This window comes from Kitasatospora sp. NPDC101235, from assembly GCF_044767505.1.
In the GTDB taxonomy this organism is placed as follows: domain Bacteria; phylum Actinomycetota; class Actinomycetes; order Streptomycetales; family Streptomycetaceae; genus Kitasatospora.
This window is the reverse complement of the sequence record NZ_JBIWNZ010000021.1, coordinates 149123-166408: the sequence shown is the minus strand read 5'-3', so window position 1 is coordinate 166408 and position 17286 is coordinate 149123. Positions and strand designations below refer to the sequence as shown.

General features: G+C 72.9%; 13 protein-coding genes and 1 pseudogene. 9 read left to right on the top strand and 5 right to left on the bottom strand.

The genetic code is table 11. The features are described from left to right. The 5 genes and pseudogenes from ACIRRH_RS29980 to ACIRRH_RS29960 all read left to right on the top strand — a co-directional run. Nucleotides 1–198: pseudogene (locus ACIRRH_RS29980) on the top strand (IS5/IS1182 family transposase); the annotation flags it as partial. Nucleotides 199–600: 402 nt separating this feature from the next. Continuing rightward, the gene (locus ACIRRH_RS29975) at nt 601–1806 is read left to right on the top strand and encodes a cytochrome P450 (protein ID WP_403073613.1); all 1206 of its coding nucleotides are present in this window, start codon (nt 601–603) and stop codon (nt 1804–1806) included. 348 nt (nt 1807–2154) lie between these two features. Then, nucleotides 2155–3210, top strand: coding sequence for a type III polyketide synthase (locus ACIRRH_RS29970; RefSeq protein ID WP_403073611.1), 1056 nt, complete (start codon nt 2155–2157; stop codon nt 3208–3210). A 251-nt stretch (nt 3211–3461) separates the two neighbouring features. Beyond that, nucleotides 3462–4481 carry a DUF1259 domain-containing protein gene (locus ACIRRH_RS29965; protein WP_403073609.1) on the top strand — a complete coding sequence of 340 codons (1020 nt, stop codon included), beginning with the start codon at nt 3462–3464 and terminating at the stop codon, nt 4479–4481. Nucleotides 4482–5007: 526 nt separating this feature from the next. Then, nucleotides 5008–6447: a multicopper oxidase family protein gene (locus ACIRRH_RS29960; protein WP_403073608.1), complete on the top strand. Its 1440-nt coding sequence runs from the start codon at nt 5008–5010 to the stop codon at nt 6445–6447. A gap of 190 nt (nt 6448–6637) precedes the next feature. Here the strand turns inward: ACIRRH_RS29960 and ACIRRH_RS29955 are convergent, their stop codons facing one another. Then, nucleotides 6638–7588, bottom strand: a complete 951-nt coding sequence (locus ACIRRH_RS29955; RefSeq protein WP_403073606.1) for an RluA family pseudouridine synthase — start codon at nt 7586–7588, stop codon at nt 6638–6640. 116 nt (nt 7589–7704) lie between these two features. Here ACIRRH_RS29955 and ACIRRH_RS29950 point away from each other — a divergent pair, with 116 nt between their 5' ends. Both ACIRRH_RS29950 and ACIRRH_RS29945 read left to right on the top strand, forming a co-directional pair. Next, nucleotides 7705–8796, top strand: coding sequence for a PP2C family protein-serine/threonine phosphatase (locus ACIRRH_RS29950; protein WP_403073605.1), 1092 nt, complete (start codon nt 7705–7707; stop codon nt 8794–8796). A 148-nt stretch (nt 8797–8944) separates the two neighbouring features. Then, entirely contained in the window at nt 8945–9778 is an 834-nt protein-coding gene (locus ACIRRH_RS29945; RefSeq protein ID WP_403073603.1) for a DUF5995 family protein, read from the top strand. Here the strand turns inward: ACIRRH_RS29945 and ACIRRH_RS29940 are convergent. Beyond that, nucleotides 9739–11178 (bottom strand): GuaB1 family IMP dehydrogenase-related protein, encoded by a 1440-nt coding sequence (locus tag ACIRRH_RS29940; protein WP_403073601.1) that lies wholly within the window; start codon nt 11176–11178, stop codon nt 9739–9741. The genes ACIRRH_RS29945 and ACIRRH_RS29940 overlap by 40 nt on opposite strands. A 264-nt stretch (nt 11179–11442) precedes the next feature. Here ACIRRH_RS29940 and ACIRRH_RS29935 point away from each other — a divergent pair, with 264 nt between their 5' ends. Both ACIRRH_RS29935 and ACIRRH_RS29930 read left to right on the top strand, forming a co-directional pair. Further along, entirely contained in the window at nt 11443–12999 is a 1557-nt protein-coding gene (locus ACIRRH_RS29935; protein ID WP_403073600.1) for an SDR family NAD(P)-dependent oxidoreductase, read from the top strand. Nucleotides 13000–13020: 21 nt separating this feature from the next. Continuing rightward, nucleotides 13021–13482, top strand: a complete 462-nt coding sequence (locus ACIRRH_RS29930) for an NUDIX hydrolase (RefSeq protein WP_403073598.1) — start codon at nt 13021–13023, stop codon at nt 13480–13482. A 35-nt stretch (nt 13483–13517) separates the two neighbouring features. On the opposite strand, the gene ACIRRH_RS29925 is transcribed toward ACIRRH_RS29930, so the two are convergent. From ACIRRH_RS29925 to ACIRRH_RS29915, 3 genes are read right to left on the bottom strand one after another with little or no spacing between them, the layout of a single operon-like run. Then, nucleotides 13518–15752 (bottom strand): FtsX-like permease family protein, encoded by a 2235-nt coding sequence (locus ACIRRH_RS29925; RefSeq protein ID WP_403073596.1) that lies wholly within the window; start codon nt 15750–15752, stop codon nt 13518–13520. Then, the gene (locus tag ACIRRH_RS29920) at nt 15749–16435 is read right to left on the bottom strand and encodes an ABC transporter ATP-binding protein (RefSeq protein ID WP_403073594.1); all 687 of its coding nucleotides are present in this window, start codon (nt 16433–16435) and stop codon (nt 15749–15751) included. The genes ACIRRH_RS29925 and ACIRRH_RS29920 overlap by 4 nt, the downstream gene beginning before the upstream one ends. Then, nucleotides 16432–16956 (bottom strand): PadR family transcriptional regulator, encoded by a 525-nt coding sequence (locus ACIRRH_RS29915; protein WP_403073593.1) that lies wholly within the window; start codon nt 16954–16956, stop codon nt 16432–16434. Before ACIRRH_RS29915 ends, ACIRRH_RS29920 begins: the two co-directional genes overlap by 4 nt. Nucleotides 16957–17286 lie beyond the last annotated feature (330 nt).

Genomic DNA, 17286 nt, shown 5'->3' with positions numbered 1-17286 from the left:
GGCAGCCGGGGCGGCCGGCCTGTCAGCCACGACGCCGAGCTCTACAAGGAGCGGAACACCGTCGAGCGCCTTATCAACAAGCTGAAGGCCTGGCGAGGTATCGCGACCCGGTATGACAAGAGCCCGGAAAGCTACCTCGCCGGCCTTCACCTTCGCGGCGCAATGATCTGGATCAAGGACCTCACCCGAACCCATTGATCACGACCGAATACACGTCCTAGTACTGCAACGGTGCGCATGTGACGAGGTTCAGCTCTTGGGCTGCGGCGGACCGGCGCTCGGCGGTCAGGGCGGCATCGTGCGTGGAGGGCCAAGGCCGTCAGGCGCTCACCCCCGCCGCCGCGGTCGGCGGGGACGGGCTCGCCCGGGCCGGGTTCGGCCGGACGGGGACGCCGCACCCGGCGACCGCGGTCTCCGGATGGTCCGCTGCCGGATCGCCGTCCGTGGGGGACGGGCGCTCCCGCCGCTGATCAGCCCGGATGAATTACCGGCGGTCCAGCACGTCCACCGGTGTGTGCGGCCGACCGATCGGGTACCGGTGCTCAGTCCATTCCATCCGCCTTCCCATCCCGCCTGCACGGCCCAGACCTGGAGGTCCGCATGTCCACCGACTCCAGCCCACGGAACTGCCCGTTCGACTACGCCGAGGCCCTTGAGTTCGACCCGACGCTCCGGCAGCTCATGAACGACGCACCGGTCAGCCGCATCCGCCTCCCCTACGGCGAGGGGGAGGCTTGGCTCGTCACGGGGTACGACGACGTGCGTACAGTGACCACTGACCGGCGTTTCAGCCGGCACGCCGTCGTCGGCCGGGACTTTCCGCGCATGACTCCCGAGCCGATCGTCCAGGCCGAGGCGATCAACGTCATGGACCCGCCTGCCAGCGCCCGCCTGCGCAGCCTGGTGTCCAAGGGCTTCACAGCCGACCACATCGAGCGGATGAGGGCCCGTACCCAGCACGTGGTGAACGAGCTGCTGGACCGCATGCGGGACCAGGGTCCCCCGGCCGACCTCATGGAGCACCTGGCCCACCCGCTCCCGCTGATCACGATCTGCGAGGTCCTGGAGATCCCCGAGGCCGACAGCGCACAGCTGCGCGCCAACGCCCGGACGATGATGAACGTGGGCCTGGACAACAAGCCGGACGCGGTGCGGGCCAAGGCCGACCTGCGGGCGTACTTCGCCGAGCTGACGGCCGAACGGCGCAGGAACCCCGGCGACGACCTGATCAGCGCCCTGGCCACGGCCCGCGACGGCGACGAGGTCCTCGACGAGAAGGAACTCACCGTGATGGCCATGGTCCTGCTGATCACCGGCCAGGACACCACGACGTACGAGCTCGGCAACCTCTCGTACACCATCCTCACCCGGCCCGACGTGCGCGCCACCCTGCGCGAGCGGCCCGAGATGCTCACCCAGGTGCTCCACGAGTTGCTGCGCTTCATCCCCTTCCGCAAGGGCGTCGGCATCCCCCGGGTGGCCCTCGAGGACGTGGAGCTGAGCGGGGTGAGGATCTCGGCGGGGGACATCGTGCATGTCTCCTACCTGACCGCCAACCGGGACGGCCGCAGGTTCGACCGGCCTGACGAGCTGGACCTGGAGCGGACCAGCCCCTCCCACATGACCTTCGGCTGGGGCGCGCACCACTGCCTCGGCGCACCGCTGGCCATCACCGAACTCGAAGTCGCGCTCGGGACTCTGCTGGAGCGCTTCCCCAGGATCGCGCTGGCGAAGCCGGCCGCGGAGCTGGCGTGGAACGCCACGTCGATCTGGCGCTATCCGCTCGCGCTGCCGGTCACCTGGTGACGGTGCCCCCCACGCTCCGGCGCTCGCCTGCCGCCACCTCGCTTCCGGCATCGCCGCGCACGTCGGCCCGCACACCTCGGAGTGTGCGGGCCGACGTGCGCACTGGACCCACCTTCCGTAGATTGGGCTGACGCGGCTCGAACCAACTCGCGGCCGGCACGACCGCCCGCACGGCGAGCATCCGATCCTCGCTCTGCCGGCTCGTCCGCCACGCTGTTGGGTCCCGCCCGGTGAGTCCCGCCGCCGCGCCGTCTCCACATGTCCGGCTCGCGGCGGCTGCCGTCGAGTGATGAGTTCACCGCCCGGCCAAAGGCGCACCGGGAACTCCGCCCGTCAGGAGGAAGTCCCATGGCCGTTCTGTGCAAGCCGGCGATAGCTGTACCGGAGCACGTCATCACCAACGAGGAAACCCTCGAACTGGCACGCAGGCTCCACCCCGACCATCCACAGCTCGATCTGGCGTTGCGCCTGATCAAGAACACCGGAGTGCGGAAGCGGCATCTGATCCAACCCATCGACGTGGTGCTGAAGCACCCGGGGTTGGACGAGCGGAGCGCCGTCTTCGAGGCGGAGTCCAGGGCCCGCGTCCCGGCGGTGGTGGTCAAGGCCCTCGAACAGGCCCAAGTGGAGCCGTCGCAGATCGACTTGATCGTCTATGTGTCGTGCACCGGTTTCATGATGCCGTCGCTCACGGCGTGGCTCATCAACAAGCTGGGCTTCCGGCCGGAGACCCGGCAGCTGCCGATCGCCCAACTGGGCTGTGCGGCCGGCGGTGCGGCGGTGAACCGCGCCCATGACTTCTGTTCGGCCTACCCGGGCGCCAACGTGCTGATCGTGGCCTGCGAGTTCTGCTCGCTGTGCTACCAGCCCACCGACCTGGGCGTGGGGTCGCTGCTGTCCAACGGCCTGTTCGGCGACGGGATCGCCGCCGCCGTGGTCCGGGGCGAGGGCGGGACCGGCATCCGGTTGGAGCGCAACGGCTCGTACCTCATCCCGAACACCGAGGAGTGGATCTCCTACGCGGTCCGCTCCACCGGATTCCACTTCCAGCTGGACAGGCGGGTGCCGAAGACGATGGAGCCCCTCAGCCCGGCCCTGCGTGCGGTGGCGGAGCAGCACCAGTGGGACGTGGGCAAGCTGGACTTCTACATCGTCCACGCCGGCGGTCCGCGGATCCTGGACGACCTGAGTTACTTCCTGGAAGTGCCGCCCGAGGCGTTCCGCTTCAGCCGGGCCACCCTCACCGAGTACGGCAACATCGCCAGCGCGGTCGTGCTCGACGCCCTGGGCCGGATGTTCGACGAGAAGTCGGCTCTCACCGGCCACCAGGGGCTGCTGGCCGGGTTCGGCCCGGGCATCACCGCCGAGATGTCCCTGGGCACCTGGGCGTCGCCCGATTCCTGACGCGCGAAGTCCGGCGCCCCACCTTCCGGGCCGGGTCGGTCGAGCCTGTCGTGGGGTTCGGCCGCCCGGGGTGCCGGGTGGCGCCGTCAGGCGGCTGCCGTCCCGTGCCCCCACTCCTCCATCCGGCCGCTCGTCCGGCCGTCGGCATACCCCTATCGGTCGATCCGGACGGGGGTCGGTGCCCGCGCGCCGCCGTGGCGACGACGCGGGGACCGACTCCTGTGTTTGCCTACGGCTTTGGAGGTGTGCCTGTGAAGACCGGAGACGGAACCCCCGGAAAAAGTACTCCCCCCGCTGTCCCGCGCCGGCCGCTGCTGGCGGCGGCCGGGCTGGCGCCGGTGCTGGTCGGCCTGGGAGGGGACAGCGTCGCGCAGTCGGCTGCGGCCCATGATCCCGGCAGTGGTCCGCCGGCCAAGCCGCTGCCCACCCCGGTGCCCACCACCGAGGCGGACTGGGTCGACGTCGTGCGGGCTCTCGGCCGGCCGGGCAGGATCATCCGCCGGACCTACCATCACACGCCCTTCCCCCGGCACGACCTGCACGTGGTCAGCCGCGGCGTCGTCGTCAGCCCCGGACTCGCGCTGGGCTCGCACGTCTCCTTCGCCCGGTACGACAACGGCAGCACGCTGATGATGGGCGATCTGGCGGTGACCGCAGATGAAATCCCGGCCCTGACCGACGCCCTCCATGCCCACGGGATCTCCCAGACCGCCATCCACAAACACCTGCCGGCCCAGACTCCTGACATCTGGTGGACTCACATCTGCGCACACGGCCATGACGCCGCGACACTGGCCCGCGGGCTTCGGACCGCGCTCGACTCCACCGGCACTCCACCGCCCCACCGGCCCCGGCCGTCCCGGCCCCTCGATCTGGACATCGCCGGCATCAACGCCGCTCTGGGGGTCACGGGCACGAGCAGCGAGGACGTCCATGCCTGCGTCTTCGTCCGCCGCGAGACCATCATCGAGGAGGGGCACGTGCTGCCGCCCGGCCTGGGCGCGACCTCGGCCTTCAACTTCCAGCCGCTCGGCGGGGGGCGGGCGGCGCTCAGCGGCGACCTCGCCATGGTCGCCGCCGAGGTCCAGGACGCGCACGCGGCGCTGCTGCGGGGCGGTTTCGAGCTGGTCGAACTCCACAACCACGGCCTGACGGACGAGCCGCGCCTCTTCTTCACCCACATCTGGGCCAAGGGCGATGCCGTGGCCCTGGCCAGAGCGGTCCGCCCCGCGCTCGCCGTCACCAATGTCACCCCGGCGCCGTCTGACTGACCGGCGCCCGTAGCAAGCCTCGGCCATGCCCGACGAGCGCGGCTGGCAGCCAGGAACGCACCGGGTACCCGCCCCCGCACCACGTGGCCGCCGGCCCTCCCGAGGGGGCGTCCCGGTTCCTGGCAGGTGCGGTCGCGATGCGGAGCGCGCGAAGCTCGCTGATACTGAGCCGAAGGGCGGTGACGGAACGCGGCCAGGGCGCCACGATCCGCAACACCCGGCCGCGCGCCGTCGTGAGCGCAGCAGCCGCTGGGCGGGGCGGACGGAAGCCACGACCGGCGACCACCTGCCTGGCGGCGTACCGACCGCCGAGTCCTGGACGGAGAAACCGAGGATGCTGAACCGACGAGACCTCCTCAGGGCCGCCACCATAGGCGGCCCTGTGGCCCTCCTCCCATGGGGCCTCGCACCAAGCCCGGCCCAGGCCGCGCCGGCCGCACTGCCGGCCAGGTCGGGGTCCGGGGGGCGGGCCGCCCGGGTCGTCCCCTTCGCGCACGCCATGCCGGTGCCCCCGGTGCTGAGTCCGGTGTCGCGGACGGACTCCTCGGACCTGTACCAGCTGCGGATGGCCGAGACCGAGGTGGAGATCGTCAAGGGGCTGAGAACCACCGTCTGGGCCTACGGCGACTGTTTCCCCGGTCCGACCATCCGGGCGGTCAAGGGGCGGGAGGTGGTGGTCCAGCAGACCAACGACCTGAGCGTGCACACCGCCGTCCACCTGCACGGCGGCCATGTGCAGTCGCAGTACGACGGTCTGCCGATGGACCTCGTCGAGCCCGGCGAGAGCCGCGAGTACCGCTACCCCAACGAACAGGTCGCCGCCTCGCTCTGGTACCACGACCACGCGCACCGGCTGGAGGCCGAGAACGTCTACCGCGGCCTGGCCGGCGCCTACCTGATCAGCGACCCGCACGAGAGCAGTCTGCCGCTGCCGGACGGCGAGTTCGACATCCCGCTGCTGATCCGGGACGCCCGGATCGAGACGGACGGCAGGCTGGTCTACACCGACCCGTACGAGTGCCCGCACATGCTGGTCAACGGCAAGGAGCGGCCCTACTTCGAGGTGGCGGCGCGCAAGTACCGGCTGCGGGTCTTCAACGTCTCGCCCAACCGCCACATATCGCTGCGCTTCGCCGACGGCGAGCCGTTCACCCAGATCGCCTCCGACGGCGGGCTGCTCGCCGGGCCGGTGCAGTTGGACGAGCTGACCCTGCACGGCGCGGAACGCGCCGAGATCGTGGTCGACTTCGCCCGCTACCCGGTCGGCGAATCGGTGGTGCTGGAGAACACGGCCGCGCTGGAGAGCGAGCGGTCCGAGGTGCTGCGCTTCGACATCACCCGGACGGCCGAGGACCGTAGCCGGGTACCGGACGTCCTGGCCACCCTGCCGCCGATCCCAAAGGCGGCGGTGCACCGGGAGTTCTGGCTGACGACCTTCCCGGACACCAGGATCAACGGGCGCAAGTACGACCCGGACCGGACCGATGTGCGGACCACCGTCGGCACCAGCGAGATCTGGACGATCCACAACCACCTCACCCGCCGGCCGGCCGGGGTCTTCCACGCCCCCCACTCCTTCCACACCCATCTGGTGCGGTTCCGGGTGCTGGACCGCGACGGGGAGCCGGTCGGCCCGGCCGAGGCCGGGCTGAAGGACACCGTCCCGATCCATCCGGGCGAGACCGTCCGGATCGCCATGACCTGGGGCGACTACCCGGGCCAGTACGTCTATCACTGCCACCACATGGTGCACTCCTCGCACGGCCAGATGGGCCGGATCGACGTGCTGGCCTCAGCGCCGGAAGGCTCCGACCAGGAGTCGGACGAGTCTTCCGGCGACTCGTCCTCGGAAGCCTCGTGGGCCCGAGGCGGCCGGTCCGGATCGTCGGCGTCCGGGACCGGTCGGCGGCGACGGCGACGGCACCGTCGGCACCACCGCGGGCACCGCGTCGCCGTCCGGGCCTGACCCTGTCGGGAATCTCGGCGTTCGACTGCCTGTGATCACGGTGGTGAGTCGGTCTCGCGGGTGCACAGGGCCCGCGAGACTCCCGAGGAGTGCGGGGCGGTGGGCAGTGCTGCGTTCATGCCCCCGCGATCGCGCCGCGGGGCCGGGCGGCGGATCGGCCGCCGGGCCGGGGCCCCGTCGTTCGCCGGACCTAGGACGCGCCGAGAGCCCAGACCTCCGGGTCGGTCCAGGCGGACAGGGTGCGGCGGCTCTCGAAACGGCACTCGCGGCCGGTCAGCGGGTCGGTGAACTCGACGGCGGAGGCAAGGAGCTGGAGCGGGCGGCGGAAGTCGTCCGGGGCCGGTTCGGGCAGCACCACCGGGTAGACCGGGTCACCGAGGATCGGCACGCCGAGCCCGCACATGTGCAGGCGCAGCTGGTGGGTGCGTCCGGTGAGCGGGCGCAGCCGGTAGCGGGCGAGGCCGTCGCGGTGGTCGAGCAGGTCGATCCGGCTCTCGCTGTTCGGCGGGGCGTCGACCTCGCGGGCCGCGATCACGCCGCGTTCCTTGACGATGTGGCTGCGGACGGTGCGCGGCAGGCTCAGCGCCGGGTCGTAGGGGGCGACGGCCCGGTACTCCTTGCGGACCAGCCGGTCGTGGAACAGGGTCTGGTAGGCGCCGCGGTCCTCCGGCCTGACCACGAACATGGCCAGGCCGGCGGTGAGCCGGTCGAGCCGGTGGGCGGGGCTGAGCGCGGGCAGGCCGAGGGCGTGCCGCAGTCGGGAGAGGGCCGTCTCGACGACGTGCCTGCCGCGCGGGGTGGTGGCCAGGAAGTGCGGCTTGTCGACGACGACCAGGTGCTCGTCCCGGTGCAGCACCTCCAGGTCGAACGGGACGTGGACCTCGTCCGGCAGGTCCCGGTAGAACCACAGGTGCGCGCCGGGCCGGAACGGCGCGTCGGGTGCGACCGGCCCGTCCTCGCCGACGATCTCCCGCCCGTGCAACGCCGCGTCGATCCGCTCGGCCGCCACGGCCGGCAGCCGCTCGACCAGGTGGGCGCGAACGGTCGGCCAGGGACCCTCGGCCGGCAGCCGCAGGTGCACCGGGTCCACGCCGTTGCGCTGCGGGAGGGGGGAGGCCGGGCGGCGGCTCTTTCGTCTCATCTCGCGGCCCAGCCTAGTCGGGTGCGCCCAGCCGTCCTCGTCCGAGGTGCCGCCGGCGGGGGGCGCAGAGCAGAGTGGACGGTGGGCCCGCTCAGCCGCTCGGCCCTGGAGGACGCGTGACCGCCGACGACGGCCCGGCCGGTGTGCCGCCGCTGCACCTGCCGCGACGCGCCCGGCGGCTGCTGTGCGTCTCCTTCCTGCTGCTGGTCGGCGCCATCGTGGCCGATCTGGTGACCGGCCCCGGCACGACGCTCTCCCCCATCCTCGCGGTGGCGCCGGTGCTGGCCGGAGCGACCACCCGGACGGCCCGGGTGCCGCTGATCGCCGGGGCGATCGCCGCCCTCGCGGTCGGGCTGCTGGAGTCCACCAACACCGATCTGCCGACCGAGGTGCACGTCACCGCGCTGATCACGGTGCTCGCCGCGACGTTCGCCAGCGCCGCCAACGTCGTTCTGGTGGCGGCCCGGGAACGGGAGCTGTTCCAGGTCCGGACGGTGGCCGAGGCGGCGCAGCGGGCCCTGCTGCGCCCGCCGCCGGAGCGGATCGGGCGGCTGCGTGTGGCCGTGCGGTACGTGGCGGCGGCGGCCGAGGCACGGATCGGCGGGGACCTGTACGCCGTCGTCGAGACCCGCTTCGGCGTGCGGATCCTGTTCGGCGACGTGCAGGGGCACGGGCTGCCGGCGGTGGAGACGGCGGCGGACGTGCTGGGCGTGTTCCGGGAGGCGGCGCGGACCGAGCCCGCCCTCACCCGGCTGGCGGAGCGGCTGGACGCGGCGCTCACCGCGCGCTCGGAGGACGGGCGGTTCGCCACCGCGCTGCTGCTGGACGTGCCACCGGACCCGGGGGCGGTGACGATCGTGAACTGCGGCCATCCGAACCCGCTGCTGCGCCGCGCGGGCCGGGTGAGCGACCTGGAGCCGCCGCTCCCGGCGCCGCCGCTGGGCCTGCTCGGGCTGACCGGGGGCGGCTACCCGGCGAGCCGATTCGAGCCGCGGCACGGCGACCTGCTGCTCCTGCACACCGACGGCGTGTCCGAGGCCCGGGACGCCGAGGGCCGGTTCTACCCGCTGGCGGAACGTCTGCCCGGTCTGCCCGCGGGGAACCCGGCGGACCTGCTGGACGCCCTGCTCGCGGACGTCGACGGCTGGGTCGGCCCCGCCGGGCCGGCGGACGACGCGGCGCTGCTCGCGCTCCGCTGGGAGCAGTGACCGGCGCACCGCGGGCGCCGTCGGTGTCAGTGGTCCTGGAGTACGAGCTGGGCTGAACAGGCGTCGGCTGCGCGCCGCGCGCACCGGGCCGCCGACGGCGCTGCCACGCTGATGCGATCGGTGCACGATCGACATCGGAGGGCGGCCCATGCCCGGTGCGGCGGCGGACGGCACGGTGGACAGGACGGCGGTCACGGTCGACGGCGTGGTCGGCCGGCTGCGGGAGATCGAGGCGGACCTGCCGCCGGACGACGGGGTGGCGGTGTTCAACCGCGCCTACCTCACCGTCACGCAGGCCGTCCGGAAACGGCTCGGCGGCCCGTACTTCGCCGATCCGCCGGCGGTGGCCGAGCTGGACGTGGTGTTCGCCGGGCGGTACCTGCTGACCGTGGCCGCCGACGCGGCCGGGCAGGAGCCGCCCGCCTGCTGGCGGCCGCTGTTCGCGCTGCGCGCCCACCCGGGTGTGCACCCGGTGCAGTTCGCGCTGGCCGGGATGAACGCCCACATCCAGCACGACCTGCCGCTGGCCGTCGTCGACACCCTCCACCGGCTCGGGCGCGAGCCGGACGACGTCGAGGACGACTACCACCGGATCAACGACGTACTGGCGGAGGTGGAGGCCGCCGTCCGGAAGCAGTTGCTGCCCGAGCCCGACCTGCCGGCGCGGGTCGAGCCGCTCGCCCACCTGCTCGGCGCCTGGTCGGTGGACGCCGCGCGCGAGGCGGCCTGGTCCGCCGTCCGGGCGCTGTGGGAGCTGCGCCGGGTGCCGGGCGCCGCGCAGGCCTTCGCCGCCGCGCTGGACGGCTCGGTCGGGTTGCTCGGCCACGCGCTGCTGCTCCCCCTCGGCCCGCACCACGAGACGCTGCACCACGGACCGTCAACGGCCGCCGGCCGGCTCCCCGAGGCGAGGAACCGGCCGGACGGCGGGACGGGCGCGGGCGATCAGGCCCAGCTGGAGTGCAGCGGCTTGCCCTCGGCGTAGCCGGCCGCGCTCTGGATGCCCACGATCGCCTTCTCGTGGAACTCCTCCAGGGTGTTGGCGCCCGCGTAGGTGCAGGAGCTGCGCACGCCGGCCACGATCGAGTCGATCAGGTCCTCCACGCCCGGGCGGGCCGGGTCCAGGAACATCCGGGAGTGCGAGATGCCCTCCTCGAACAGCGCCTTGCGGGCCCGGTCGTAGGTGGAGTCCTGGGCGGTGCGGTTGCTCACGGCGCGGGCCGAGGCCATGCCGAAGCTCTCCTTGTACTGGCGGCCGTCGGCGGCGGTCTGCAGGTCGCCCGGGGACTCGTAGGTCCCGGCGAACCAGGAGCCGATCATCACGTTGGAGGCACCGGCGGCCAGCGCCATGGCGACATCGCGCGGGTGGCGCACGCCGCCGTCGGCCCAGACGTGGCTGCCGAGCCGGCGGGCCTCGGCGGCGCACTCCAGGACGGCGGAGAACTGCGGGCGGCCGACACCGGTCATCATCCGGGTGGTGCACATGGCGCCCGGTCCGACGCCGACCTTGAGGATGTCGGCGCCCGCCTCGACCAGGTCACGGACACCGGCGGCGGAGACCACGTTGCCGGCCACGATCGGGATCCGCGGGTCCAGGCCGCGCACCGCGCGCAGCGCCTTGATCATGGACTCCTGGTGGCCGTGCGCGGTGTCGACCACCAGCACGTCGGCCCCGGCGTCGATCAGCGCCCCGGCCTTGCCCGCGACGTCGCCGTTGATGCCCACGGTGGCGGCGATCCGCAGCTTGCCGTCCGCGTCCACGGCCGGGGTGTACAGGGTGGCGCGCAGCGCGCCCTTGCGGGTGAGGATGCCGACCAGGCGGCCCTCGGCGTCGACCACCGGGGCGAGCTTGCGGTGCGCCTCGGAGAGCTTGTCGAAGGCGGCGCGCGGGTCGACGCCCTCGTCCAGCAGCAGCAGCTCGCGGGACATGATGTCGGCCAGGCTGGTGAAGCGGTCCACGCCCTGGCAGTCGGACTCGGTGACCACGCCGACCGGCTTGCCGTCCTCGACCACCACGAGGGCGCCGTGCGCGCGCTTGGGCAGCAGCGAGAGCGCCTCGGCCACGGTGGCGCCCGGGGCGAGCGTGATCGGGGTGTCGAAGACCAGGTGGCGCTGCTTGACCCAGGAGACGACCTCGGCGATGACCTCGGTGGGGATGTCCTGCGGGATGGCGACCAGGCCGCCGCGGCGGGCGACTGTCTCCGCCATCCGGCGGCCGGCGATGGCGGTCATGTTGGCCACGACCAGCGGGATGGTCGTGCCGGTGCCGTCGTTCGAGGAGAGGTCGACGCCCTGCCGGGAGCCCACGGCGGAACGGCTGGGGACCATGAAGACGTCGTCGTACGTCAGGTCGTACGAGGGCTTGAGGTCGTTCAGGAAGCGCATGAAGAAGGGCTCTCTGGCTGGGGGATACACCTCGGGTGCGGTTGCGGCGATGCCGCCGGAGCGCACTCGGGCGCCCGGCACCCAGCGTTCGATTCTCCGTGAGGACGGGGGGCAAATGCCAGTTCGAGGGGCATTGCTGGGGCTGTGTACAAACCGCGATCAGCGCTCCGCGCGTAGACATGGAGGATCGTCCAAAGACCCCCTCCGACGTCCGGCTTTCGCCCCGGTCCGGACCGCTCCCGTAGCATTCACGCGGTAACAGGCATGGCTTCACGCGTGGGCGTGGCGAACGGGAAAGCGACAGCAGGCGTGGGCATCGGGCAGACGGACATCGAGCAGGGCCGGATCGAGGACACCGAGGAGGAGGAGGTCGACTACGGTCCCGGCCTCGACCCCGAGCGGCTGAGGCTCTGCCTGGAGGTGATCGCCGAGCTCGACGAGCTGCACGTGGACCACCCGGACGCGATCACCGTCCGCCAGGCCGTCGGCGGCATATTCCGCACCCTCAAGCAGCGCCGCCGCCAGGAGACCCGGGCCCGCAAGACCGCCAACGACCGTGCGGTCACCGCCCGCACCGCCACCGGCGCGCCCACCCGGATCGACGACGAGACGGCCGGCGCCTTCGGCCTGACCACCGCCACCACCACCGAGATCGCCGGCATCCTGGAGCGCCCGCGCTCCTGCTACACCTGCAAGCAGCGGTACGTCGAGGTCGACGCCTTCTACCACAACCTCTGCCAGGACTGCGCCGTCAAGAACCGCGCCCACCGGGACGCCCGCGCCGACCTCACCGGCAAGCGCGCCCTGCTCACCGGCGGCCGGGCCAAGATCGGGATGTACATCGCGCTGATGCTGCTGCGCGACGGCGCCCACACCACCATCACCACCCGCTTCCCCAACGACGCGATCCGCCGCTTCAAGGCGATGCCGGACAGCGCCGAGTGGATCCACCGTCTCAAGGTCGTCGGCATCGACCTGCGCGACCCGGCCCAGGTGATGGCGCTGGCCGACGAGGTCGCCGCCGACGGCCCGCTGGACATCCTGATCAACAACGCCGCGCAGACCGTGCGCCGCCCGCCGGAGTCCTACCGCGAGCTGGTGAACGCCGAGTCCGCGCCGCTGCCGGCCGGCGAGCTGCCGCAGGCCACCACGATCGGCCGCTTCGGCAGCGGCAGCGTCGACCTGCCCGCCCTCCCCCACCAGGCGAGCGGCGACGGGCAGCGGATCGCCGCCGAGGACGTCACCTCGCTCGCCCTGGTCACCGGCTCCGCCACCCCGGCCCGGATCGCGGCCGGCACCGCGATCGACGCCGGCGGCCTGGTGCCCGACCTCTCCGACACCAACAGCTGGGTGCAGACCGTCAGCGAGGTCGGCCCGATGGAGCTGCTGGAGGTCCAGCTCTGCAACTCCACCGCACCGTTCATCCTGATCAGCCGGCTGCGCCCGGCGATGGCCGCCTCCACGTCCCGCCGCAAGTACGTGGTCAACGTCTCCGCGATGGAGGGCGTGTTCTCGCGCGGCTACAAGGGTGCGGGGCACCCCCACACCAACATGGCCAAGGCCGCGCTGAACATGCTCACCCGCACCAGCGCGCAGGAGATGTTCCAGTCCGACGGCATCCTGATGACGGCCGTCGACACCGGCTGGATCACCGACGAGCGTCCGCACCCGGACAAGATGCGCCTGGCCGACGAGGGCTTCCACGCCCCGCTCGACCTGGTCGACGGCGCGGCCCGGGTGTACGACCCGATCGTGCGCGGCGAGGCGGGCGAGGACCTGTACGGCTGCTTCCTCAAGGACTACGAGCGCGCCAACTGGTAACCAGCTGAAGGAGATGGCGAGTTGAGCACAGTACCGACCGCACCGCTGCTCGGCGCCGGGATCGTCGTGCCCACCGGGGACGGCCGGGTGCTGATCGGCCGCCGGATCACCGCCGGCGAGCCGCCCACCTGGAGCCTGCCCGGCGGCAAGGTCGACCCGGGCGAGTCCTTCGAGCAGACCGCGGCCCGCGAACTCGCCGAGGAGACCGGCATCGTGCTGCCCGCCGAGGGGATGCGGGTGCTCGCCGTCCACCTCGACCACGAGCTCGGCCGACCCCGGCTGACCGCCGCCGTGCTGGCCCCGCCCAGCCTGGCCGAGGCCGTGGTCACCGAGCCGCACGCCTGCGCCGGCTGGGAGCGCTTCCCGGTGGACGCGCTGCCGGAGCCGATGTTCTACCCGTCCGCGCTGGTGCTCGGCAGCTGGCTGCCGGGGCTGGACGTGGTGCGGGCGGACGGGACGCACGGCTACCCCGTCGCCCGCTGAGGCGGGCGACGGGGCCGGCTCCGGGCCGGAGGGGATCAGCCGTTGCGGGCCGCCTCCGGCCCGGTGATCCGCTTCAGCAGCGGCAGCGTCGAGGCGATGATCCCGAGCGAGGCGACCAGCCCGAAGGCCGTCAGCCCGTAGTACTCCGCGCCCAGGGGCACCAGGTCCACCTTCATCTGCGCCTTGAGGAACATCGCCGCCGCGGCGAAGCCCGTCCCGATCGCGACCGCCGACACCACCAGCAGCGGCAACGCGCTCTCCAGCCCGAGCACGCGTTGCAGCAGCCGCAGCGGCGCCCCGGTCAGCCGCAGCATCGCGAACGGGCGGCGGCGGTCGGAGAGCCCGGCCACCACGCTCACCGCGAGGCTGCACCCGGCGATCGGCAGGGTGGTCAGCAGGACGACGTTCGCGAGCTGCTGCCAGCCCTGGAGCTTCTTCTGCGCCACGGAGCTCCAGTCCTGCGCCATCCGGGTCCCGTAGCGCGGGAGTTCCCGGTCGAAGATCGTCCGCAGCTGTTCCTTGGCGGACTGGGAGCCGTCGGTGGTCGCGTAGACCATCCGCACCGGGAGGGTGGCGACCTCCTCGGCGGAGACCGGCGCTGTCGGCCACTCCTTGTCGGTGTTCGCCTGGAGGTCCAGGAACACGTCCCGGTCGACGGCCGCGACGACGGCCCCCGGCGCGCAGTGGCCGACCACGGGAATCCGCGCGAGTTCCGAACAGCGCACCAGGGGAGGCACGATCCGCTCCCGGCCGTACTGGTACGCGCCGATCCCGGCCGGGTTGTCGTGCACCAGTGCCATCCCCTCGAAGCCCGGGACGGCCCGGGCCCGCGCCTCCAGGCCCTCGGGCACCGCCGGGACCACCAGCGGACTCCACGGGCCGTTCGCCGGGGTGGCCACCACGGACTTGAGGACCTCCCGAACACCGAAGAGCGAGCTCATGTTCGCGTTGATGCTGCCGATGATGCCCAGCGTCGCGGTGGTCACGAACAGGGCCAGCACCAGGCCGGCGACCGAGCGGAAGCCCGTCCTCGGGTCATCGCCCAGCCGTCGCATCGCGATCAGCGTGGCCGGACGGCTGGTCCGCCGGGCCACGGCCCGGGAGGCCGCCATGGTGATCCACGGCCCCGCGATCACCAGACCGAGCATCACCAGCACGAAGCCGCTGAGGTAGCCCGCCGACTGCGCGTTGGTGGTTCCCGGAGGGTTTCCGACGAAGTAGCCCAGCTCGCCCAGGCCGGCCAGCAGCGGGGCCACCCGCCAGGCGCCGGGCGGCTTCGGGGTGACCCTGCGGCTGACCCCGAGCGGCGAGATGGCGACCCGGCGCAGCGCGAACCGGGCGGCGAGCGCGGCCGCCACCGGTACGCCCAGCACCATCCCGGCCGCCTGCGGGAGGCCGATGCCCAGATCGTCGATGAAGAAGCGCTCGCCGGTGAACGGCACGTCGGCCACCAGGGGCTTCAGGGCGAGGTACAGGCCGAAGCCGAGGACGGTGCCGGCCGCCGCGGCCACCGTGGACTCCACCGCCGAGATGACCGACACCTGGCCCGGGGTGGCCCCCACCAGGCGCATCGCGGCGTAGCGCTGCTCCCGGGTGGCGGCGGACAGCCGGGTCGCGGTGCCGATGAAGATCAGCACCGGGAAGATCAGCGCCCCGGCCACCACGGTGAGCACCAGGACCAGCGCGTCGCCGTTCACGCCGGCGCCGAAGCAGCCGCTGTCGCAGTCGGCCGGCACGACGGTGGCGATGCTCGTGACGGTGGTGGCCCTCGGCAGGGCCTTGACCTCGTCCTCCGTACGGCCCACGACCGCCGCCAGGGTGTCCGGGGAGGGCAGCGCGTCGTTCCCGAGGGAGCCGACCAGCCGGCCCGGGAAGCGGTCGCCCAGCTCGACGGCCGGGACGTCGCGCAGCAGCTTCTCCAGGGCGGGCGAGGCGTAGTACTCGCCCGGTCCCGGCAGCCTGCTCAGGCCGGGCGGGACGGGCGAGGTGGCCCCGGTGGCGGCGACGTCGGCCCGGAAGACCCTCTTCCCCCGGTAGTAGTCCATCCGGGCGGCCCACCGGAGCGGGTCCGCCGGGGCCGCCACGGTGGCGTCCTTGGCCCCCGTGTTCATCCAGAGCTGCCGCTGGTTGGTCCCGTCGATCGCGTGGATGCCGGCGAAGGTCGAGAGCAGCAGCCCGACCCCGATCGCGACGGCCGCCGTGATCGTCACCAGCCGGGCCACCGCCTCCCGGCCGCCGCTGACGGCCAGCCGGAGCGAGAAGGAGATCACGAGGCCACCGGTCCGGCGGAGAGGGTGCGGGCCCGGCCGTCCCGGACGACCGCCTCGCGGTCCGCGTACGCGGCGACCCGGGCCTCGTGGGTGACCAGGATGACGGTGGTGCCCTGCTCCTTGGCCGAGGTGACCATCAGTTCCATCACCTGTTCGCCGGTCAGCGAGTCCAGCGCGCCGGTCGGCTCGTCGGCGAACAGCACCTGCGGACGGGCCACCAGGCCGCGGGCCAGCGCGACCCGCTGGGCCTGACCGCCCGACAGCTCGCCGGAGCGGCGCCGCTCCAGGCCGTCCAGGCCGAGCCGGGCGAACCACGGGCGGGCCTCGGCCAGCGCGGCGCCGCGCCGTACGCCGTTCAGCAGCAGCGGCAGGGCGACGTTCTCCTCGGCCGTCAACTCCGGCACCAGCTGGCCGAACTGGAAGACGAAGCCGAAGTGGTCCCGGCGCAGGGCGCTGCGCCGGGCCTCCGGCATGGTGTCCAGGCGCTGCCCGTTGAACAGCACCTCGCCCGCGTCGGGCACCAGGATGCCGGCCAGGCAGTGCAGTAACGTCGACTTGCCCGAGCCGCTGGGGCCCATGATGGCGAGCACCTCGCCTGCCTGAACGGACAGGTCGGCCCCGCGCAGGGCGGGGGTCTCGCCGAAGGCGAGGGCGACGTCGCGGGCCTCGATGATCACGGTCACGCCTTCACCTCCGCGGCGAGCGCGTCCAGCCGGGCGGCGGTGAGGTCGATCCAGCGCAGGTCGGCCTCCAGGTGGAACAGGCCGTGGTCGGCGAGCAGGGAGTCCACCAGGGCGCCGGTGCGGCGCAGTTCGGTGAGTTCACGCATCCGGCGCAGGTGGGCGGCGCGCTGGGTGTCCAGGTAGTGCTCGGCGTCGCGGCCCAGCATCAGGGCCAGCACCACCTTGGTGAACAGCACGGACTGGAGGTTGGGCTCGGGCGCGACCGGCTCCTGGAGCCAGGTCTCGAACTCGGTCGCCCCGGTCTCGGTGATGACGTACCGCTTGCGCTCGGGCCCGTCGCCGGGCTCCGCCTCGCCGGCCACCACCTTGCCGTCACGGGCCAGCCGCCCGAGGGTCGCGTAGACCTGGCCGTACGGAAGGGGCTTGCCGCGGCCGAAGAGGGCGTCGTAGTCGCGCTTGAGGTCGTAGCCGTGGCTCGGCTCACGCTCCAGCAGCCCCAGCAGGGTCAAAGGAACACTCATGAGAGAAACATACACCCGGCGTATACTCCGAGTGTATAGTCGGGCAGAATACGGCCCCGAGCTGGGGCAACGTCAGTTTCCCGGCAGAGAAGGGGCGGAGAACGGGCAGGAGCCGGACACGGCACAGGCAGGGGGTGACCCCACGACCACCCCCTGCTCCGTACCTCGGCCCGGCGCCCCCACGGTCGAACCGGGCCACGGCCGCGCCCAAGCACCGGGAGGACGCCGCCGGTTCCCAGCCTGCCGGACCGGGCGGCGACCGCCGAGGGGCCGAACGTCCCGCCCGCGGGGCCGAGCGGCCCTGGCGGTCCTACGGGCGCGCACGACTCT